Raw genomic sequence first — 21973 nt, 5'->3', positions numbered from 1 at the left:
GCTTCGAGAAGCTAGATATCATGTTCCTTGGATTCCTCAGCTTCGTCCTAGTCGTTGATGGGCTTCGGATGTGTTAACAGGCCCTAATCACAACCAAGCACACCGACCATCTCCACTGGTCCTTGCCCGCCCACCGTCGCGGGACCTTACGCGGCATGGATGCCGCGTAAGAGCCTACACGGACGTACTTGCGGCGTGTCCCGCGACGGTGGGCGGGCAAGGGCCCTGCAGCAAATCGGCAGATCAGCCGCTCCACACCCACACGCACGCACCGCACAACAATCAAATCCAGACGTCGTTGTCAGCCGTGTACGCACCACCCGCATCGCCGGTGTTGACCACGCCGCGCGGCTCCACCAGCAACACGCTGCATTCCTGCTCCGCCACCGGCCGGTGTTCGACACCCTTGGGCACCACATGCATCTGCCCGGCCGACAGCGCGACCACACCATCGCGAAACTCGATCGACATGTTGCCGTCCAGCACGATAAACACCTCGTCCGTGTCCGCATGCTGATGCCACACGAAGGCGCCCTGCAGCTTGACCAGCTTGAACTGGTAGTCGTTCATTTCCGCCACCACACGTGGCGACCAGTGCTGCGACAGCAGCGCGAGCTTGTCGCTGAAATCGATCGGGGCGTAGCGCGTGTTCAACGGAAACATCCTTGTGCGGGGAATGCGCTTGCAAGCTTAGTGCATCGCATTGCCGGCAGTCACCGCTGCATCAACGCAGCGCCTTGCAGCGACGCGCGACGGACAGCGCGAGCGGTTTGCCCGGCGCGATGCGCGCTCATGCGCGCGTGGTGCCGGTGTCTGCCGCGCGCCACGCCTGCACGGCCGCGGTGACCTGCGCACCGTGACTGGCGCTGACATCACGCGCGGCAAAGTCGTGCGGCCGCCATTGCACCTGCGCGGCCAGCCGTGCGCAGGCGGCATGCCCGTCTGCCAGCACATCGGCCTGCTCGGTTGCGTTCAATGCCAGCAGGAGCGAGAAGCCGGTGGCCGAGATTGTGCAGTTGATGTCCAGCCAGTAGCGGTTGTCCTTGTGCAGGAGAAACCAGTCTGCGGGGGCGTGATCGATGACGATCATGTGTGGCCTGGGGTGGTGTTGGAGATGCAATTGCGCTGCTGTGGCCGTTGCGTGGCGACGCGCGTGTTATCGGGAAGGCTTCGTCGCGCCCGGGTGCGCTCCTACGGGCGGCGTGCGCGTTGTTGGACGCGCGCCGCCTGCGGGTAGCTCAGCCGCCGAAATCCCATTGCAGGCCCACCGTGTAGGTGCGGTCCGGACCCGGCTCGTAATAGCGTCCGTTGCCGTCGTTGACGATCACCGAGCCGATGTAGTGCCGGTCCAGCACGTTGTCGATGCGGGCGAAGGTGCGCAGCGCGCCGACACTCGTGGTCCAGCGCCTGGAGGCTTCCAGATTGACCAGCGCATAGCCGGGTGCGCGTTCGGTAGCCAGGTCGTTGACCACGGTGGCGTCGGAGGCCACCGTTTCGGCGGCGAACTGCCACTGCGCCGGCTGCCACTGCCAACGTGCGAACAGCTGCTGACGCGGCACGCCGGGCAGGCGTGATCCGCTCGCGACCGGCGCAGTGGGCGTGGCGCAGCCGCTGCTGGCGCAGGTGAGATAGCCATCGCGCACGGTGGCATCGACGAAGGTATAGGCCAGCTGCACTTGCTGGGTGTCGCCCACCGGTTGATTCCAGCTCAGCTCCGCGCCCTGGCGGCGGGTGGCGCCGATGTTGCGATAGGTGCTGCGGCCATTGGTGTTGCTGGCCACCGCCAGTTCGTCGTCGGTGTCGGCACGGAACAAGGCGAATTCCACCGCAGCACCGCTTTGCGCGCGCCACTTGCTGCCGACTTCGTAGTTGCGGCTTGTCGCCGCGCCCAGATCCAGCGCCAGGCCGGCGCCGCCATCGTTGCGATAGCCCAACTCATTGAAGGTGGGCGTTTCGAAACCGCGTCCGACCGACGCGTAGAAACGCAGATCCTCGGCGGCACGGAACACGATGCCGGCCACCGGCGTGGTCGCCGAATAATCGCGCTGTCCGCTGTCGTCGGGATTGCGGCCGATGATGTAATGGTCGTCCGAGTCGAAGCGCACCTCGCTATGGCGCACGCCCAGCAACGCAGACCAGCGATCGCTCCATTGCCACCACAGCTGCGCGAACTGGTCCACGTTCTCGACCTGATCGCGCTGATTGCGGCGCAGCGCACCTTTGACGCCGAGCGTGTCGCCGACGAAGTTTTCGTAACCGGTGCGGTGCTGACGCTGGCGATCGACATTGGCGCCCACGGTCAGCTGCAGCGGCCGGCCCAACGCGTCGCCTTGCCAGGCCCAACGTGCATCGGCGCCCTCGTAATTGCTGTCCAGATCGATCACCCCGCCCGAATGCAGCGGGTTGCGCTGCACCGCCACCGGGATCGCCAGATACTGCTCCACGCTGCGCTGCCCGCCGTAGGCCATCAGGCGCAGCGTCTGGCTGTCGAACTGCTGGGTGAAGATCGCCCCGGCCTGCGATTGGCGCACCGATTTGCGGGTGTTGAACTGGGTCGCCACCGCCGTGGCCTGCGCCGGGTCGGCATTGAACTGGGCGCGGGTCAGGCCGAGCGGGTCCTGCGCGTCGGGTGCGTCCAGATAGTTGAGCACCAGATCCAGCCGGCGGCCTTCGGCCAGATCGAAACCGAGCTTGGCGTTGACCGAATCGCGCCTGGCGCGGCTATGGTCGCGAAAGCCGTCGGTTTCGAAATGATTGGCGGCCAGGTTGTAGTGCACCGCGCCCTGCTGGCCGAGCAATTGCGCGCCGACATTGACGGTGGCGTTGCTGCCGTAGGTGGCCCGCAGCCGCCACGGGTCGCCCGGCTTGCCGTCGGCGCTCCACAGCTGCAGCACCCCGCCGGAGGAATTGCCGTACAGCGCCGAGAACGGGCCGCGCAGCACTTCCACCCGCTCGGCGCCCAGCACGTTGAAGTGCGAGAGCTGGCCCTGGCCATCGGGCATGCTGGCCGGGATGCCGTCCACCAGCAGGCGCACGCCGCGCACGCCGAAGGTGGAGCGCGCGCCGAAGCCGCGGATCGACAGCTGGGTGTCTTGCGCGTAGTTCTGGCGGTCGCGCGCCACCAGGCCTGGGATGCCATCGAGCAGCTCGGACACCTGCGCGCCGCGGCGGTTGTCGTCGTCGGCCGCCACCACGGTGAACGAGGCCGGCAGGTCGAAGTCGTCCACCCCGTGCACGCGCGCGGCGTCCACCTGCACGGTGGGCAAGCGCTGGATCGGTGTCGACGACGGCGCCGTGTCGGCGGCCAGGGCGAGCGGCGCGGCGCTCGTGGCGAACAGGCCGCACGCGGCGGCCAACAAGGTGAGTCTGGGCATGGGCGTAGTGTCCCTCATCCGTACTGCGAGCGCATTGTTGCGTACGGAACGAAGCATGCTACGCCCGCCATGGGCTGCTACGATGAAGTGGTTTGGCCCAGCCGCGGTCAAGCACCCGGAAGTCCCTCACTCTTTCGTCCTTCAGCGAGTCATGCCGTGTCCTTCTTTGCAAACGTGGAACAGATTCCAGGCGACCCCATCCTGGGCCTGACCGAGGCCTATAACGCCGATAGCCGCCCCAACAAGGTCAACCTGGGCGTTGGCATCTATTACGACGAAAACGGGCGCATCCCGCTGTTGCGCGCCGTGCACAAGATCGAGCAGCAGCTCGCGCTGGAGGCCAAACCGCGCGGCTATCTGCCCATCGACGGCCTGGCCGCTTACGACAAGGCCACCCAGGAGCTGCTGTTCGGCGCCGAGTCGGCGCTGGTGGCCTCCGGCCGCGTGGCGACCTCGCAGACCGTCGGCGGCAGCGGCGCATTGCGCGTGGGCGCGGACCTGCTCAAGAAGCTGTTGCCCACCTCCACCATCGCCATCAGCAACCCGAGCTGGGAAAACCATCGCGCAGTGTTTGGCGCGGCCGGCTTCGAGGTTGTCGACTACACCTATTTCGACGCCGCCAGCCATGGCCTGAATTTCGACGGCATGCTGGCCGATCTGGCCAAGCTCGAACCAGGCACGGTGGTGCTGCTGCACGCCTGCTGCCACAACCCGACCGGCGCCGACCTGACCAAGGAGCAGTGGAAGCAGGTCGCCGGGCTGTTGAAGGAGCGCAACCTGTTCCCGTTCGTCGACATCGCCTACCAGGGCTTCGACAAGGGCATCGAGGCCGATGCGTATGCGGTGCGCCTGCTCGCGGCCGAAGGCATCGACAGCTACGTGGTCGCCAGCTCCTACTCCAAGTCGTTCTCGCTGTATGGCGAGCGCGTGGGCGCGTTGTCGGTGGTCTCGGCTACCGCGGCCGAAGCCAAGGCCGTGCAGTCGCAGGTCAAGCGCATCATCCGCACGATCTACTCCAGCCCGTCCACGCACGGCGCCGCCCTGGTGGCCGGCGTGCTGACCAGCCCGGAGCTGCGCGATCTGTGGGAGCAGGAACTCACCGAAATGCGCGAGCGCATCCACGCCCTGCGCGCAGGCCTGGTCGCCAAGCTCGCCACGCTGGGCGCGCCGGAGTTCGACTTCATCCAGCGCCAGGCCGGCATGTTCTCGTACTCGGGCCTGACCAGGACCCAGGTGGACCGCCTGCGCGACGAGTTCGCGATCTACGCCGTCGGCACCGGCCGCATCTGCGTGGCCGCATTGAGCCAGCGCAACCTGGAATACGTGGCACAAGCGGTGGCCACCGTCAGCCGCATGTGACCGCAGCGGTTGGGTGAAACGCCTAAACCGGGAGCGCGCGGGCCTCCCGGTTTTTTTGTGCTTGTTCGCCGCCCTTGCAGCCGCGCGGAGGCGCTCAAACGGCGAGTGGTACCTGCCGGTAGCCCATGTGGTCGGCAACACATTCGCGCACGTTCGATCAGGTTTGCTGCAAAACGCACATCAAGTGATCGAAATCTAACGGCGCAATGGCGACAATGGGCGACCACTTCCTACACAGGCTGCCCGTTCCCATGTCGCGTCCCTCGCTGACCCGCTTCCTGATCGAAGAGCAACACGCCGGCCGTATCGATGCGGAATTGCGCCAGCTGATCACCATCGTCTCGCGCGCCTGCAAGCGCATTTCCATCGCTGTGAGCAAGGGCGCCCTGGGCGGCGTGCTCGGCGATGCCGGCACCGGCAACGTGCAGGGCGAGGCGCAGAAGAAGCTCGACGTGCTGAGCAACGACATCCTGCTCGAAGCCAACGCCTGGGGCGGCCACCTGGCCGCGTGCGCATCCGAAGAAATGGATCACAGCCAGCCGGTGCCCGACCAGTACCCCAGCGGCGACTTCTTGCTGCTGTTCGACCCGCTCGATGGCAGCTCCAACATCGACGTCAACGTCTCGGTCGGCACCATCTTCTCGGTGCTGCGCGCCCCCGAGGGCACCGACAAGCCCGGCGACGAACACTTCCTGCAGCCGGGCACCAAGCAGGTGGCCGCCGGCTACTGCATCTACGGCCCCAGCACCATGCTGGTGCTCACGCTCGGCCACGGCACCCACGCCTTCACCCTGGAACGCGAGGAAGGCAGCTTCCTGCTGACCCAGGCCAACATGCGCGTGCCCGACGACACCGCCGAATACGCCATCAACATGTCCAACCAGCGCCACTGGGAACCGGCCATGCAGGCCTACGTGGGCGACCTGCTCGCCGGCAAGGACGGCACCCGCGGCAAGGACTTCAACATGCGCTGGATCGCCAGCATGGTCGCCGACGTGCACCGCATCCTCACTCGCGGCGGCATCTTCATCTACCCCTGGGACAAGAAGGACGCCACCAAGCCCGGCAAGCTGCGCCTGATGTACGAAGCCAACCCGATGAGCATGCTGGTGGAACAGGCCGGCGGCGCGGCCACCACGGGACGCGAGCGCATTCTGGATATCCAACCGACGCAATTGCATCAGCGCGTGCCGGTGTTCTTGGGCTCGAAGAACGAAGTGGCTGAGGCGACGCGGTATCACGTTGAGTTCGACAAGGCGCAGGGCTGAGATTCAAACACTGGGCTCCTCGATCATCTGAACAGGCTCCATGACACCCATTTTTTGGGTGTCGTGGATGCATCGGCGTTGAGCGAGACCAACCCGCTGGTTGTAACGATTGGAATGCCGTCGACGCTGGGAACATCCGGCATCGGCCTGTGACGCGAGCGATGCGTGCTAGCGCGACTCGAAGGCGCCCAGGTCCGGCGCGTTGCCGTTGTAGGCCTGACCACTGTCGGCCCCGGCATCGATCAGCGCACTACCTGGCGCCAGGGCCGCAAAGGTGATGACAGGCAGGTCGCCGTTGCTCTGCCGCGGACGCATGAGTTGCCGCTCGTCCAGGCTGACGAAATCGCTCGCGCTGACGACCAGTGGAAGATTGAACGAATTGCGTCCGATGTCATTCGCGGTGGCAGAGCCCAGGTTGATCATCTCGATCCGCGTTCCGAAGCCCAGATTGTTGGCCAGATCATGGTCGTATCCCGGCACGTCGGTGAGGTTGTCGCTCAAGGTGGATTGCATGTCGTAGTTGGCGCGGCCGTTCTTGATCGAGGTGTTGCTGGTCCACTCCTGCCCACCGATATGATGATTGGCATACATCCCGTTTGTTCGATTGCCCACCGCCAGATTGAACCGCACGATGTGCCGGGGGACCGGCTTCGGATAGACGCTTCCATTGCGGCCGTAGCCGCCTGCCTTGAAGCCTGCGCCATTGCCCAGCATGGTGAACTTGCTGTCGTAGCCGTTGTAGAAAGACCAGTTGCGCTGCAGGGTGACTGCGGCAGCCGCATTGATGAGGTCGAAGCCATCATCGCTGTTGAACCATGCGCGGCTGTCTTCAATGCTGTTGCCGGTACTTCCCGCAAGCGTCGGATGCACGCCAAACCCATCGATATTGCCGTCTGAGAAAGCGTTCAAGCCGCGGTTGTTGTACACATCGACGTTGTGCACCCGGTTGTTGCTGCCGGACACCAGATACCAACCGATCGCCTGGCCGTCGTGGATGGCCAGATTCTCGAACAGATTGCTATTGCCGCCATCGACGAAGAATGCTTCCGATTGCGTCATTCGATCTGCGATCGTGATGCGCACACCGACCACGTCGAAGCCTCTGAATACGCAATTGCTGGCCGCCACGCGAAAGGCAACCACACGCCGATCCACCGGGGTGACCGAGGAAAAGTCGAAAGTTGGCCGCTCGCCTGCGTAGGCGACATAGGAAATACCGCTCTTGACGAGATTGTTGATCACCGCGCGGACCGTATCGACCTTGTTGATATCGGCATTGGTCAGGCGATAGGTACCGCCACGCAGATACACGGTGTCGCCGGCAGAGGCCAGTGCTTGCGCTGCCATGATGGTGGGCAGTGGCGCGGCCCGGGTTCCGGAATTGCCCGCAGCACCGGTCGGGGACACATACCAGTCGGCGGCGGTTGCCGTCGAGGCCATGGCACACAGAACAACTGCCATCAGCGCGGCAGTGTGAGAAATAAGCTTCATTGCAATGATTGCCTTGGTGATTTGCATGCATGGATGCTAGGTGGGTGCCCTCCAGTCGAACGACATCCCGTGTGCCGCGTTGTTGCGAAGCGGCGGCGCAGCTTAGCGAACTTCGCTGGCCGCGCCAGCGGTCGCGTTCGCTATATGTGATGCCTATCGCAGCGCACATGCACGCAACTGCATGCGGCCTGGCATATGGCGACCGCATGCAGTTGCGGCAAGTTGCATTCGAACAGCTTGCGGTGCCGCGCCTGAAACAGGACCGACGACAGTTGACCGATGCCGCACTCAGCGGCGACTGTTGGATCTTGTTTGCCGCATTGTCATCGGAGAACGCTACGTGGACCGTCGTACCTTCCTCACCTTGTCCGGCATCGGTGCTGCCGGGTTGCTGCTGCCGCATACGCGCCTGATCGCGGCCGAGCAATTGCTTACCCCGGTGGATGCGGCGCGCAACCGGCGCCTGTCCGATACCGCGTTGACCACCGCCAAGGCGGCTGGTGCCAGCTACTGCGATGTGCGCGTGGGCCGTTATTTGCGTCAGTTTGTGATCACCCGCGAGGCGCAGGTGGAGAACGTGGTCAACGCCGAATCCAGCGGTGTGGGCGTGCGCGTGCTGGCCGATGGTGCGTGGGGTTTTGCGGCCACCAATACGCTCACCAGCGATGGCGTGGCCACTGCCACGCACCAGGCGGTAGCCATCGCCAAGGCCAACGCACGGCTGGGCGGTGCGCCGGTGCAGTTGGCGCCGGTGACCCCGGCCGGGCAGGTGAGCTGGAAGACTCCGATCAAGAAGAACGCGATGGCAGTACCGCTGGGCGACAAGGTGGCGCTGCTGATGGACGTCAACGCAGCAGCGCTCGCTGCCGGTGCCACCTTCGTTGCCTCACGTATGTTCGCGATCAACGAGCAGAAATATTTCGCCAGCAGCGACGGCTCCTACATCGATCAGGACGTGCACCGGTTGTGGTTGCCGTTTACCGTCACGGCGGTGGACAAGGCCAGCGGCAAGTTCCGCACCCGCGACGGGCTATCTTCGCCAATGGGCATGGGTTACGAATATCTGGATGGCGATGCCAGCCAGAAGCACCAGTTGCCTGGCGGACTCATCGGCTACGGCCACAGCTACGACGCGCGCGAAGATGCGATTGCTGCCGCCAAACAGGCGCGCGCCAAACTCACCGCACCCTCGGTGAAGGCCGGCAAGTACGATCTGGTAATCGACCCGAGCAATCTGTTTCTCACCATCCACGAGTCGGTGGGCCACCCGCTCGAGCTCGATCGCGTACTCGGCTACGAGGCCAACTACGCCGGCACCAGCTTCGCCACGCTGGACAAGCGCGATGCAGGTTTTCGCTGGGGCAGCGATGCGGTGACCTTCGTCGCCGACCGCACCCAGCCCGGCAGCCTGGGCGCGGTGGGTTATGACGATGAGGGCGTCAAGAGCAAGCAGTGGGAGCTGGTGAAAGACGGCATCCTGGTCGATTACCAATGCACGCGCGATCAGGCGCACCTGCTCGGCAAGACCGCTTCCGATGGCTGCAGCTATGCAGATTCCTGGTCCAGCGTGCAGTTCCAGCGTATGCCCAATGTGTCGCTGGCCGCAGGCAAACAACCACTTGGCGTTGCCGAGATGATCAAGAACGTCGAGCACGGGTTGTATATCCATGGGCGCGGTTCGTATTCGATCGACCAGCAGCGCTACAACGCGCAGTTCGGCGGGCAGTTGTTCTACGAGATCGAGAACGGCCAGGTCACGCGGCTGGTGGAAGACGGTGCCTATCAAATCCGCACGCCGGAATTCTGGAATGCCTGCAGCGCAGTCTGCGATCAACGCGACTTCCGCCTGGGCGGCTCGTTCTTCGATGGCAAGGGCCAACCCAGCCAGGTCTCGGCCGTGTCGCATGGATCATCCACCGCACGCTTCGATGGCATCAACGTGATCAATACCGCGCGTTCGTTGGGCTGAGAGTGGCTAACAAACGTTGGTAGTTGCTTTGCTGAAAGTCATGCGCACCGACCATCTCGACTGGTCCTTGCCCGCTCACCGTCGCGGGACCTTACGCGGCATGGATGCCGCGTAAGAGCTTACATGGACGTACTTGCAGCGTGTCCCGCGATGGTGGGCGGGCAAGGGCCCTGCAGCGAAGTTGCAGCCCTATCGCTCTGCCGCTGGAGCGTCTACACCGTTCAATCAGCTCACCGCAACAAAGATATCGACTTATATTGTTTAGATGCATTCAAACGCTGTGAGTCAAAAACATGGTCAGTCGAGCGCGCGGTGTCCTCACCAGAAAGTTTGCGGGCTGTTTTATTGAAAGCTACGCACACCGATCAACTCGACGGGTCCTTGCCCGCCCACCGTCGCGGGACCTTACGCGGCATGGATGCCGCGTAAGAGCCTACACGGACGTACTTGCGGCGTGTCCTGCGATGGTGGGCGGGCAAGGGCCCTGCAGCGAAGTTGCAGCCCTATCGCTCTGCCGCTGAAGCCCTTACATCGTTCAATCAGCTCACAGCAACAAAGATATCGACTTATGTTGTTTAAATGCATTCAAACGCTGTAGGTCAAAAGCATGGTCAGTCGAGCGCGCGGTGCCCTCGCCGCTCGCGGGACACGCCGCAAGTACGTCCATGTAGNCCACACGGTCCCGCAAGCGGCGAGGACACCGCACCAGAGAGTGAGTCGGTAGCTTTTTAAAGCCTGCAGGTTGATCGCCTTGCGTTACGAAGATGATCCGACGCGGCGTTATTCAAACAGCACACGTCATGCCTCGCTTGCAACCATGCACACCTACCATCTCGACTGGTCCTTGCCCGCTCACCGTCGCGGGACCTTACGCAGCATGGATGCCGCGTAAGAGCCTACACGGACGTACTTGCGGCGTGTCCCGCGATGGTAGGCGGGCAAAGGCCCCGCAGCCAGCGCGCAGATCATCTCCTTAGTTTGTCAGCCGCTCTGAACCTGTGAAGCAAATACTGCGCATGATGGCGTGATGTGTGCTGATAGCGCATCGCATAATCGTCGCTAAGGCAAGCATGCATGGCATCCGCTACGTGCCCCCGCGCAAATGCATCCATCGCACGCTGTCGGCCGCGCTCGCCACACCTGTATGCATGTTGTGCCACTCACTCTATGCGGGCACAGCATTTACCCACACCCATGTCGAAAGTCATTTGACGCAGCGTTCATTGCCCGGCAAGAATCGGCGATACCGTGCAGATACCCATCTGTGCGTCACCACACTACCTGCGCGCCGCGCGGGACTATTGGGAAGTTGCCCGTGCAACGACGTGATTTCCTGGCCCTGACCGGGCTGACCATGGGTGGGCTGATCGTGCCCGCCTACTTCGGCAAGGCCATTGCCGCCGAGCAGTTGTTGACGCAACTGGATGTGGGCCGCAAGAAGCGCCTGGCCGATGCCGGCCTCAACGCCGCCCGTCAGGCCGGTGCGAGCTATTGCGATGTGCGCATCGGCCGCTATCTGCGCCAGTTCGTGATCACCCGCGAGGACAAGGTGCAGAACGTGGTCAACACCGAATCCATCGGTGCCGGCATCCGCGTCCTCGTGGCCGGTGCCTGGGGCTTTGCCGCCACCAACGATCTCACCGAACAGGGCGTGGCCAAGGCCGCATCGCAGGCCGCCGCGATCGCCAAGGCCAATGCCAAGGTGCAGGGCACCCCCGTGCAACTGGCGCCAACGCCCGGCGTGGGCGAGGTGAGCTGGAAGACCCCGATCAAGAAGAACGCGATGGAAGTTCCGATCAAGGACAAGGTCGACCTGCTGCTCGGCGTCAATGCCGCCGCCACCGCGGCCGGCGCCAACTTCGTCAACTCGATGCTGTTCGTGGTCAACGAGCAGAAGTACTTCGCCAGCACCGATGGTTCCTACATCGATCAGGACGTGCACCGCATCTGGGCGCCGATGAGCGTGACTGCCATCGACAAGGCCAGCGGCAAGTTCCGCACCCGCGACGGACTCTCCGCACCGATGGGCCTGGGCTACGAATATCTGGATGGCGCGGCCTCGGGCAAGTTCGTCTCGCCCAACGGCGTGGTCAATTACGGCCTGTCCTACGACATGAAGGAAGACGCCATTGCGGCGGCCAAGCAGGCGCAGGAAAAGCTCAAGGCGCCGTCTGTGAAACCGGGCAAGTACGACCTGGTGCTGGACCCCTCGCACACCTGGCTCACCATCCACGAATCGGTCGGCCACCCGCTGGAACTGGACCGCGTGCTCGGCTACGAGGCCAACTACGCCGGCACCAGTTTCGCCACGCTCGACAAGCTCAAGGCCGGCTTCCAGTACGGCAGCGACAAGGTGCATATCCTGGCCGACAAGCTCCAGCCCGGCAGCCTGGGCGCGGTGGGCTACGACGATGAAGGCGTCAAGACCAAACAGTGGGATCTGATCCGCGACGGCAAGCTGGTGGACTACCAGGCCATTCGCGATCAGGCGCATATCCTCGGCAAGACCGCCTCCGATGGCTGCTGCTACGCCGACTCGTGGTCGAGCGTGCAGTTCCAGCGCATGGCCAATGTCTCGCTGGCGGCCGGCAAGACGCCGCTGAGCGTGAGCGACCTGATCAAGAACGTGGAAAACGGCATCTACATCATCGGCGACGGCTCGTTTTCCATCGACCAGCAGCGCTACAACGCGCAGTTCGGTGGCCAGCTGTTCTACGAAATCAAGAACGGCGCGATCACCCGCATGCTTGAGGACGTGGCCTACCAGATCCGCACCCCGGAATTCTGGAACGCCTGCAGCGCAGTGGCCGATCAACGCGATTACCGCATGGGCGGCTCGTTCTTCGACGGCAAGGGCCAGCCCAGCCAGTCCTCGGCGGTCTCGCACGGCTCGTCCACCGCCCGTTTCGACGGCATCAACGTCATCAACACCGCCCGCTCGCTCGGCTGATCAGGAGAAACCCATATGAGCATCCTTACCGAAGCGCAGGCCAAGGCCATTCTGGACAAGGTCATCAAGTTGTCCAAGGCCGATGAGTGCACCGCCACGCTCACCGGCGCGATCGACGGCAATATCCGTTTCGCACTCAACAACGTGTCCACCAGCGGCATCGTCGACAACACCGACCTGCAGGTGCAGGTGGCGTTCGGCAAGCGCGTGGGCATCGCCACCATCAATGAGTTCGACGACGCCGCGCTGGAACGCGTGGTGCGGCGTGCCGAAGATCTGGCCCGGCTGGCGCCGGAAAATCCGGAATTCATGCCGGCGGTCGAGAAGCAAACCTATACCGCCAGCCCGACCTTCAGCGACTCCACCGCGGCCATCGACCCGGCGTTTCGCGCGCAGGTCGCCGCCGATTCGATCGCCCCGTGCAAGGGCAAAGGGCTGATCGCTGCCGGCTTTCTCGAGGATGGCCAAAGCTTCACCGCATTCGCAAACAGCAAGGGCAATTTCGGCTACCAGCGTGGCGCACGTTTCGACTACACCTGCACCGTGCGTACCGAAGACGGCCGCGGCTCGGGCTGGGTGGGGCGCAACTTGAAGGATGCCGCCGACTTCAAGGCAGAGCAGGACATCCGCATCGCCATGCGCAAGGCCAGCGATTCGGCCGAGGCCAAGGCGCTGGAGCCGGGCAAGTACACGGTGATTCTGGAGCCGGCCGCCGCTGCGGGGTTGATCTCGTTCATGATGAATTTCTTCGACGCACGCCGCGCCGATGAAGGCCGCAGCTTCCTGTCCAAGAAGGGCGGCGGCAACAAGCTCGGCGAGCAGGTCTACGACCCGCGCGTGAACATCACCGCCGACCCGTGGGATGCGCGTGCCGCAGTGTTGCCGTGGGACGAAGAGGGCCTGCCGCGCGAGAAGATGTCGATCGTGGAAAACGGCAAGATCGCCAACCTGCAGTATTCGCGCTACTGGGCCCAGAAGAACGGCAAGCGCGCGATCGGCGAGCCGGGCAACCTGCTGATGGCCGGCGGCGACAAGAACATCGCCGAGCTGGTGCGCGGCACCGAAAAGGGCATCCTGGTCACGCGCACCTGGTACATCCGCATGGTCGACCCGCAGACCGTGCTGCTCACCGGCCTCACCCGCGACGGCACCTTCTACATCGAGAACGGGCAGATCAAATACCCGGTGAAGAATTTCCGCTTCAACGAATCGCCGGTGATCATGCTCAACAACATCGACGAGTTGGGCAAGCCGGTGCGCGTGGCCGGTGACGAATCCAGCTTCGTGATGATGATCCCGCCGATGCGGCTGCGCGACTTTACGTTTACCTCGTTGTCGGATGCGGTGTGAGTAGGAGCCGGGAATGGGGAGTGGGGAATCGAGAATGGGAGAGCAGGCGCTGCTCTTGCCAACCGGATTGTTTACCAGCGCTTCCGGTTCCCGGTTCCCTCCCGGCCACGACATCGCGTCGCTATTTCCTCGGTCTGCTGCTCGGTAGTGCCACAACGTTGGCGCTACCGCTACAGGTGCGTGCGGCGGGAAACTACGATTTCTGGTTCACCCGGCTGCGTTACGACTCCGGTGATTGGGATGTGGATGCGCGCATGCCGTCCAACTTGATCACCTCGCTGATCGACTACACCCAGCTACGTGTGGACCCGCAGGAACACGTGCTGGATCTGGCCGATCCGCGCATGTTGCAGGCGCCGTTCTGCTATCTGTCCGGGCACAAGCTGGTGGAATTCAATCCGGCCGAGCGGCGCAACTTCGAGCGCTATGTGCGCAATGGCGGCTTCGTGTTCGTGGACGATTGCAATCACGATATCGATGGCCTGTTTGCGACGTCGTTCGAGGCGCAGATGGCGTCCATCTTCGGCAAGACCGCGCTGCAGAAGTTGCCCAAGAGTCATCGCCTCTACAACGCGTTCTTCAAGTTCCCCGATGGCCCACCGGCTACCAGTTTCGAACTCAATGGCTGGGGCGACGATCTGGTGCACGATTACCTCAAGGGCATCAGCATCGATGGCCGGCTCGGCGTGTTGTACAGCAACAAGGATTACGGCTGCGAATGGGATTACGACTGGCGCAACAAGCGGTTTCTGGCCGAAGACAACACCAGGTTCGGCGTCAACATCGTGATGTATGCGCTGACCAATTGACCGCCGTGTAGGAGCGCGCTGGCGCGCGATGAAGATTTCCCGGTGAAGCGTCGCGCGCAAGCGCGCTCCTACGCCAGCAACCCGATAACGAGACTTCCCCCATGACCTCCCCCAACGACGACATTCTTGCCAACCAGCTCTCCCAACTCGGCGCGCTGCGTGCAGCGCTGGCCCAGGCGGTGGTGGGCCAGGACGCGGTGGTGGAGCAACTGCTGATCGGCCTGCTCGCCGGCGGCCACTGCCTGCTGGAAGGCGCCCCCGGCCTGGGCAAGACGCTGCTGGTGCGCTCGCTCGGGCAAGCGCTGGAGCTGCAGTTTCGCCGCGTGCAGTTCACCCCCGATCTGATGCCCAGCGATATCCTCGGCACCGAGTTGCTGGAAGAAGATCACGGCACCGGGCATCGGCATTTCCGTTTTCAGCAGGGGCCGATCTTCACCAACCTGCTGCTGGCCGACGAACTCAATCGCACCCCGCCCAAGACCCAGGCCGCGTTGCTGGAAGCGATGAGCGAGCGCACCGTCAGCTACGCCGGCACCACCTATGCGCTGCCGGCGCCGTTCTTCGTGCTGGCCACGCAGAACCCGATCGAACAGGCCGGCACCTATCCGCTGCCCGAAGCGCAGCTGGATCGCTTCCTGCTGCATGTGCGGGTGGACTACCCCAGCGAGCAGGAAGAGCGCGACATCCTCACCCAGACCACCGGCACCGCAACTGCGCAGGTGCCGGTGGTGATGGACGCGGACAGCGTGCTGGCGCTGCAGCAACAGGTGCGGCAGGTGCATGTCGGCGCGGATCTGCTGACCTGGATCAATCGCCTGGTGCGCGCCAGCCGGCCCGGCCCGCAGGCCAGCGACGAGGTGCGCCAGTGGATCCGATGGGGCGCCGGCCCGCGCGCCGGGCAATCGCTGGTGCTCGCCTCCAAGGCACGCGCATTGCTGCAAGGCCGCTTTGCCGCCACCCGCGACGATGTCATTGCGCTGGCCGCGCCAGTGATGCGCCACCGCCTGCTGCTGTCGTTTGCGGCCGAGGCCGAACAACGCAGCGCCGACGATGTGGTCGCCGCGCTGCTGCGCGCCGTGCCGTTCCCGGCGTGGGGCGCGCAGTAGCGTGAGCGTGGACCTGCCGGCGTTGATTCCTGCCGAGCTGCGCAGCCGCCTGCGCGGTTTGCAGCTGCATGCGCGCCACGCGCAGGGCGCGCACGGCATCGGCCAGCACGCCAGCCGCAACCGTGGTGCCGGGCTGGAATTTTCGCAATACCGCGCTTACGAACCCGGCGATGCCTTGCGCCAGATCGACTGGAAACTCTACGCGCGCTCGGACCGCTTCTTCGTGCGCGAAGCAGAGCGCGAAAGCCCGCTCACGCTGTGGCTGTTGCTCGATGCCACCGCCTCCGCGGGCCAGGCAGACCAGGCACGCCCTGCCTACACGCGCTTGCAGGCGATGGCGACCTTGGCCGCATGTGCTGCCGAAGTAGCGCTGCGCCAGGGCGATCAGGTCGGTTTGTTCGCCGTGCACGGCGATGGCCTGGTGGCAGTGCCGGCAGGCGGCGGGCCGCGTCAACGCGACCGGCTCTGGCTGGCCTTGCAGCGTCTGCGCGCCGGCGGGCGCTGGCCCGGCATGGATGCGCTACGCCCGCTGTGGGAACGCATCGCCGCACATGCGCTGGTGCTGTCGATCGGCGATGGCTTCGACGAAGAATTGGTCGGCGCCCTCGAAAAACTCGCCGCCGCACGCCGCGAAGTGATCCAGCTGCAAGTGCTGACCTGCGACGAACGCGATTTCACTTTCAGCGGCGGGCACCGCTTCCGCGACCCGGAAACCGGCGAAGAATTGCTTGGCGATGGCGCCGCGATGCGCGCCGCATACATGCAGCGTTTCGGCGATGCACAGCGCGCGCGGCAGGCCCGCTGGCAGGCCGCCGGCATTGCGCATGCGCTGCATTATCTGGATGCACCACCCGACGCGGCATTGCGCGACTTGTTTGGGCAGGGTGCGCGGCGATGAGCCAATACTCCCGTCTCAGCGAGGTACCGTCATTGCACCTCGTCGCGCACGCCGCTGAGGTGGCGCGGCCGTGAACCTGCTCCTGCTCTTCCCCGCCGGCCTGGCCGCGTTGGCCGCACTGCTGCTGCCGCTACTGATCCACCTGGCACGCCGCAGCGAACACCGGCCTACCGACTTCGCCGCGCTGCGCTGGCTGCGTGCGCTGCCGCGCCCACGGCATCGTGTGCGCTTCGACGAATGGCCGCTGCTGCTGGTGCGCCTGCTGTTGCTCGCGGCATTGGCGCTGCTGCTGGCCGAGCCGGCATTGCGCAACCATCAGGATGTGCGCCCGCGGATTGCGGTGAGTCCTGGCGTGGATGTGACTGCGGCGCGCGCGCTCAGCCACGCAGCAAACGCGCAGTGGGTGTGGCTGGCGCCGGGCTTCCCGCCGATCGATGCCGATGCGACCAACCCATACACCGCGCCCGGCGGCACCACGCAACCGGTCGGCAGCCTGCTGCGCGAGCTCGATGCCAGCCTGCCGCCGGACACCGCACTCAGCATGATCGTGCCGAGCCACTGGGGGCCGCTGGATGCGCAGCGCCTGCAGCTGTCGCGCAACGTGCAATGGCAGGTGCTGCCCGGCCAATCGCCGCTCGCCCAAGCCGCAGCTGTCGCACCGCTGCGGATGCAGGCGATCGCCGACGCCCCCACCGACCCGGCGCTGCGCTATCTGCGCGCCGTACACGCTGCCTGGGCAGTGCCCGGCGCGTTGCCAGTCAGCGCCCCCGACGCCGCAGTGCAGGCGCGCTGGGCACCCGGCACGGTGGTGGTCTGGCTCTCGCACAGCGCACCGCCTGCGCCGGTCATCGCCTGGGTCGCAGCCGGCGGGCACCTGCTGCTCGACGCGCAGACGCCGGCCCCTCCCGCACTCGCCGGCCCGCGGCAGGCAGTGCTGCAAGACGCGCACGGCGCGCCACTGATCGATGCCATCGCATTCGGGCGCGGGCGCCTGCTGCGCTGGTCCGTGCAGCTGCAGCCGCAGCACCTGCCCGCCTTGCTGGATGCCGATTTCCCCACCCGCCTGCATGACGCCCTGCAGCCGGTTCCCACCCCACAGCGCGCGCTGGCACAGACCCAACAACCACAGCGTGGCCCTGCGGCCATCCGCCTGACCACCGCACCGTGGCCGCTGGCGCCGTGGTTGATCGGTCTGGTGCTGCTGCTGTTCGCAGCCGAACGCTGGCTGGCCACATCGCCACGCCGGAGCAACGCGGCATGAGCACGCCCGCGCTGCACCACGCATGGCAGGCCGCGCGACGGCGGCAGGCCGCAGGCGTGCTGCTGTTCGGGCTACCGCTGGCCGTCCTCCCGGCGGTGCTGGCCTGGCGCACCGGCGCGCACGTGGCGATCGTGCCGTCGCTCATTGCGGGTGTGTTGGCACTGGCCGGCGTGGCGATGCTGGCGACACGGCGACTCGACCAGACCTGGCTGATCCGCCGGCTGGATCGCGAAGCGGATCTGGAAGACAGCAGCGACCTGCTGTTCGCCTCGACCGCGCAGCTCGGCCCCTTGCAGGCCCTGCAACGGCAGCGCCTGGAACAGCGCCTGCGCAGCACCCCACGCGATCTCCGCCCGGCCTGGCCGTGGCGGCGCGCCTGGCCATGGAGCCTGCTCGGCCTGCTGGCCTGCGTCGCACTGCTGCTGTGGCCGCACCGCGCCACCCAGCCCGCGCCGAGCAACGACCGCGTCGCCGCTGCCCGTGCCGGCAACGGCGCTCCCACGCTGCGTCAGGCACAGCTACACAGCACCCCGCCCGCTTACACCGGCCTGCCGTCCGCACGCCTGCCCGGCCTGGATGCGCACGTGCCAACCGGCACCCGGCTGGAGTGGCAGCTGCAGGTCAGCCCCGCCCCGCGCAGCGTGGCGCTGCGGCTCACCGACGGCCGCCTCATCGCGCTGGCCCGGCAAGGCAGCAGCGATCAGTGGCAAGGCCAATGGATCGCCGAGCGCGCCAGTCTGTATCGCATCCTCATCGACGGTGCGCCGGCAGACCGCCAGCTACATCGGCTCGACGTGCTGCCGGATCGCCCGCCGCAGGTGCGCGTGCTCGCGCCCGAACAAAGCCTGGTGCTGTGGACGCCCACCAATGCCGGCTGGACGCTGCGCTTCGAAGCCAGCGACGACTACGCGGTGGCCGCCACCGCCGAACTGCGCCTGACCCTGGCCCAGGGCAGCGGCGAGAACATCACCTTCAAAACCCAGCACCGCACCCTCACCGGCAGCGGCCCGGCCAGGCAACGCAGCTTTTCCACCACGCTGCAGCCGCAGGCCCTGGGCATGGCGGCCGGCGACGACCTGATCGCCCAATTGATCGTCCACGACACCCGCCAACCCGGGCCGCAGGAAGGCCGCAGCGCCAGCGTGATCCTGCGCTGGCCGCCGCCCGAACAGACCATGGCCGCCGGCCTGGAGGCCAGCGTCAAACAGACCCTGCCGGCCTATTTCCGCAGCCAGCGCCAGATCATCATCGACGCCGAAGCGCTGCTGCAGGAAAAGCCGCACCTGGACCCGGATGCCTATCTCAAGCGGTCCGACGCCATCGGCGTGGACCAGCGCCTGCTGCGGCTGCGCTACGGCCAGTTTCTCGGCGAAGAAAGCGAAGGCGCACCCAAGGGCCCGCCCACTGCCGACGACCCGCCCACCAGTGACGCCCCGGCCGACGATCTGCCCACTGCCGACATGCCCACTGCGGATGCACCGACAACGCCTGCGACAGCTGCGCAGGCGCCCGCCCAGGACGAACACGGGCACGACGAGCACGAACGCGACGCCGCATCCGAACCCGGCGCCGCCGCGCTGGATGACCACGACCATGACCACGGCAACAACAACGGCCGGCCCGAGCGCAGCAGCTTCGGCCAGGCGCAGGATGTGCTCTCCGAGTTCGGGCATACCCACGACCACGCCGAAGCCGCCACCCTGCTCGACCCGCAAACGCGCGCCCTGCTGCGCGCCGCGCTGGACCAGATGTGGCAATCCGAGGGCGAGCTGCGCCAGGGCCACCCCGAGCGTGCGCTGCCTTATGCCAATAAGGCGCTGGGCTTCATCAAGCAGGTGCAACAGGCCGAACGCATCTACCTGGCGCGGGTCGGCACCCAGCTACCGCCGATCGACCCCAGCCGGCGCCTGAGCGGCGACCGCGCCGGCCTGGGCGACCGTGCCGCCGGGCTGGACACCCGCCCGGATCCCGACCCGTCCGCGCTGCAGCTCTGGGACGCGCTGGGCGAACCCGCACCCGTGCCGGACGCCACCCTGGCCCGCTACGCGCAGTGGCTGCAACGCCAGCAAGACCGCCTGCACGATCCACTGAGCCTGGCCGCCGCTGTAGAGACCCTGCGCGCCGAACCGGACTGCGCCAGCTGCCGCGCCCAACTGCGTACCCAGGTCTGGCGCACCCTCGTCGCCCCGCCCGCGCCCGTCCACCGACGCGCCACACCGGACGCGCGCGGCCAACGCTATCTGGATGCACTGCACCGGGAGCCGCAGCCATGACGCTATCACTGCCCTGGCTGGTCGGTTCTGCACTATTCGTACTGGTCGTCGTCGGCTGGTTCCGGCTGTTACGCGCGCACGCTCGGCAACCACATTCGCGCGCCAGGCTATGGTTGTTGCTTGCCGCCCAACCGTTGCTCGCCGGCCTGCTGTACCCGGTGCTGCTGCCGCCCCCGCGCGCTGGCAGCATGAGCGAGCTGCACGTCGCCACCGCGGGCACTACGGCAGCTCAGGTCGGCCCGAATGCGGCGCAATGGGTCGCCTTGCCCGAAGCGCCTGCGCTGGCAGGCGTGGCACGCGTACCGGATCTGGCCACCGCCCTGCGCCGCGCGCCCGGCACCACCGCAGTGGTCGTGCATGGCACCGGCCTGCCGGCACGCGACCGCGATGCACTTGGCGTACCGCTGCGACTGGCGCTTGGCCCGGCACCGCAGGGTCTGGTCGCCGTCTCGCCACCGCCACCGGTCGCCCCCGGCGAAACCTTCGCCATCAGCGCCCGCGTCCAGGGCCTGCCGGCAGCACGGGTGGAGCTACTCGATCCCGCCGGCCAGGTGGTCGACACCGCCGTAGCCAACGCAACCGGCCAGGTGCATCTGCGTGGCCTGGCGCGCGCAGCAGGGCAGGTGGTGTTCGCACTGCGCCTGCGCGATGCCGCAGGCGCCGAACGCAGCCGCGTACAGGTGCCGGTGCTGATCACCGCAGTGCCGCCCGCGCGTGTGCTGTTGCTGGCCGGCGCGCCGCAGCCGGAACTGAAATACCTGCGCCGCTGGGCCAGCGATGCCGGGCTGGACGTGCGCAGCCAGATCGCGGTCGGCCCCGGCGTGCAACTGGGCGAGAGCGCCGCACTGGACGCCACCAGCCTGGACAAGCTCGACCTGCTGGTCATCGACCAACGCCGCCTGGCCGCGCTGAGCAGCACGCAACGCCAGAGCGTGCGTGCCGCGATCGACCGCGGCCTGGGCGTGCTGGTACGCACCGACGGACCACTGGATACCGGCACCCGCGCAGCACTCAACGCGCTCGGCTTTACGACAACCGGTGGCAGCACCAGCACTGCAATCGCCGCCCCGCGGTCGCTGTCATCGGCCGCACCGTCCATCGATCCAGCTGCAGCCCCTGCCGACACTGCCGCACTTCCACCGCTGCAACGCCGCGATCTGCAACCGCGAGATGCCGAGGCAGTGATCGCAGCACGCGCCGACGACGGTAGCGCGCTGGGCTGGTGGCACGCACAAGGCCGCGGCCGTATCGGCATCGCCCTGATCGAAGACAGCTTCGCGTTGGTATTGGCCGGCCGCAGCGACCTGCATGCCGCGCTGTGGGCACAGCTGTTCGGCGCCATCGCCCGCGCGGGCGGCACCGCACCCGCCCCGGTGCAAGAAGGCTGGTCGCAACAACGCATGTCACTGTGCGGTATCGCTGCAGACGCGCATGTCACCGGCTCCACCGGTCCAGCCCAACCGTTGCTGATCGACCCCAACAGCGGCGCCAAAGTCTGCGCCGCCTACTGGCCCACAAGCGCAGGTTGGCATCGCCTGCAAACCGGCACAGCACAACGCTGGCTCTATGTCCGCGCGCCCGGCGACGCCCCCGCCTTGCATAGCCAACAAACCCGCGACGCCACCCTTGCGATGGCCGCCAAAGCAACCAACACAAACGCGACCCTCAGCACGCCAATAGCCCAACCCGGCACCCGCTGGCCGTGGCTACTGGCCTGGCTCACGCTAGCCACGGCGTTGTGGTGGCTGGAACGACGCAGGCGCTGAGTTGCTGCCGCGTCAACCCGCATCAGCGCATGGGTGCGATGCCGCTCTTTAACGACTCGAAATTTTGAGTGCCATGTCGTGGCCGTAGGATCAGGTGGA

At 65.9% G+C, this 21973-nt stretch carries 15 protein-coding genes; 11 read left to right on the top strand and 4 right to left on the bottom strand.

The features are described 5' to 3' along the window. Window positions 1-282: 282 nt before the first annotated feature. The 3 genes from XcyCFBP4188_RS19395 to XcyCFBP4188_RS19385 form a co-directional block, all read right to left on the bottom strand. On the bottom strand, window positions 283-663 hold the full coding sequence (locus XcyCFBP4188_RS19395) for a cupin domain-containing protein (protein WP_006450226.1): 381 nt from the start codon (window positions 661-663) through the stop codon (window positions 283-285). Window positions 664-790: 127 nt separating this feature from the next. Then, window positions 791-1090, bottom strand: a complete 300-nt coding sequence (locus XcyCFBP4188_RS19390; protein ID WP_104592660.1) for a hypothetical protein — start codon at window positions 1088-1090, stop codon at window positions 791-793. Between the two features lie 148 nt (window positions 1091-1238). Next, complete coding sequence (locus XcyCFBP4188_RS19385) at window positions 1239-3374, bottom strand: TonB-dependent receptor family protein (RefSeq protein ID WP_167393575.1); 2136 nt, start codon at window positions 3372-3374, stop codon at window positions 1239-1241. A 156-nt stretch (window positions 3375-3530) separates the two neighbouring features. Between XcyCFBP4188_RS19385 and XcyCFBP4188_RS19380 the strand changes: the two genes are divergently transcribed. Further along, the gene (locus tag XcyCFBP4188_RS19380; RefSeq protein ID WP_104592658.1) at window positions 3531-4733 is read left to right on the top strand and encodes an amino acid aminotransferase; all 1203 of its coding nucleotides are present in this window, start codon (window positions 3531-3533) and stop codon (window positions 4731-4733) included. A 251-nt stretch (window positions 4734-4984) separates the two neighbouring features. Beyond that, window positions 4985-6001 carry a class 1 fructose-bisphosphatase gene (locus tag XcyCFBP4188_RS19375; protein WP_104592657.1) on the top strand — a complete coding sequence of 339 codons (1017 nt, stop codon included), beginning with the start codon at window positions 4985-4987 and terminating at the stop codon, window positions 5999-6001. Window positions 6002-6169: 168 nt separating this feature from the next. On the opposite strand, the gene XcyCFBP4188_RS19370 is transcribed toward XcyCFBP4188_RS19375, so the two are convergent. Next, window positions 6170-7441 carry a right-handed parallel beta-helix repeat-containing protein gene (locus tag XcyCFBP4188_RS19370; RefSeq protein WP_236613485.1) on the bottom strand — a complete coding sequence of 424 codons (1272 nt, stop codon included), beginning with the start codon at window positions 7439-7441 and terminating at the stop codon, window positions 6170-6172. Between the two features lie 391 nt (window positions 7442-7832). On the opposite strand from XcyCFBP4188_RS19370, the gene XcyCFBP4188_RS19365 reads away from it, so the two are divergent. The 9 genes from XcyCFBP4188_RS19365 to XcyCFBP4188_RS19315 all read left to right on the top strand — a co-directional run bounded on the left by XcyCFBP4188_RS19365 (window position 7833) and on the right by XcyCFBP4188_RS19315 (window position 21874). Continuing rightward, window positions 7833-9461 (top strand): TldD/PmbA family protein, encoded by a 1629-nt coding sequence (locus tag XcyCFBP4188_RS19365; RefSeq protein ID WP_167393574.1) that lies wholly within the window; start codon window positions 7833-7835, stop codon window positions 9459-9461. Window positions 9462-10776: 1315 nt separating this feature from the next. Further along, window positions 10777-12411 (top strand): TldD/PmbA family protein, encoded by a 1635-nt coding sequence (locus XcyCFBP4188_RS19350; RefSeq protein ID WP_167387205.1) that lies wholly within the window; start codon window positions 10777-10779, stop codon window positions 12409-12411. A 15-nt stretch (window positions 12412-12426) separates the two neighbouring features. After that, entirely contained in the window at window positions 12427-13761 is a 1335-nt protein-coding gene (locus XcyCFBP4188_RS19345) for a TldD/PmbA family protein (protein ID WP_074056279.1), read from the top strand. Then, a complete protein-coding gene (locus XcyCFBP4188_RS19340) occupies window positions 13758-14570 on the top strand; it encodes a DUF4159 domain-containing protein (protein ID WP_104592656.1) in 813 nt (270 codons plus the stop codon). Before XcyCFBP4188_RS19345 ends, XcyCFBP4188_RS19340 begins: the two co-directional genes overlap by 4 nt. Before the next feature lie 101 nt (window positions 14571-14671). Further along, window positions 14672-15676: an AAA family ATPase gene (locus XcyCFBP4188_RS19335; RefSeq protein ID WP_104592655.1), complete on the top strand. Its 1005-nt coding sequence runs from the start codon at window positions 14672-14674 to the stop codon at window positions 15674-15676. A gap of 1 nt (window position 15677) precedes the next feature. Beyond that, the gene (locus tag XcyCFBP4188_RS19330; protein ID WP_006449346.1) at window positions 15678-16574 is read left to right on the top strand and encodes a DUF58 domain-containing protein; all 897 of its coding nucleotides are present in this window, start codon (window positions 15678-15680) and stop codon (window positions 16572-16574) included. Between the two features lie 70 nt (window positions 16575-16644). After that, the gene (locus tag XcyCFBP4188_RS19325) at window positions 16645-17835 is read left to right on the top strand and encodes a BatA domain-containing protein (RefSeq protein WP_104592654.1); all 1191 of its coding nucleotides are present in this window, start codon (window positions 16645-16647) and stop codon (window positions 17833-17835) included. Beyond that, window positions 17832-20108 carry a DUF4175 domain-containing protein gene (locus tag XcyCFBP4188_RS19320; protein WP_167393573.1) on the top strand — a complete coding sequence of 759 codons (2277 nt, stop codon included), beginning with the start codon at window positions 17832-17834 and terminating at the stop codon, window positions 20106-20108. Before XcyCFBP4188_RS19325 ends, XcyCFBP4188_RS19320 begins: the two co-directional genes overlap by 4 nt. Beyond that, window positions 20105-21874 carry a hypothetical protein gene (locus tag XcyCFBP4188_RS19315; protein WP_104592653.1) on the top strand — a complete coding sequence of 590 codons (1770 nt, stop codon included), beginning with the start codon at window positions 20105-20107 and terminating at the stop codon, window positions 21872-21874. The genes XcyCFBP4188_RS19320 and XcyCFBP4188_RS19315 overlap by 4 nt, the downstream gene beginning before the upstream one ends. Window positions 21875-21973 lie beyond the last annotated feature (99 nt).

Source organism: Xanthomonas hortorum pv. cynarae, assembly GCF_002939985.1.
Classification (GTDB): domain Bacteria; phylum Pseudomonadota; class Gammaproteobacteria; order Xanthomonadales; family Xanthomonadaceae; genus Xanthomonas; species Xanthomonas hortorum_D.
Note: the sequence above shows the minus strand (reverse complement) of the source record. Positions and strands in the feature narration are given on the sequence as shown.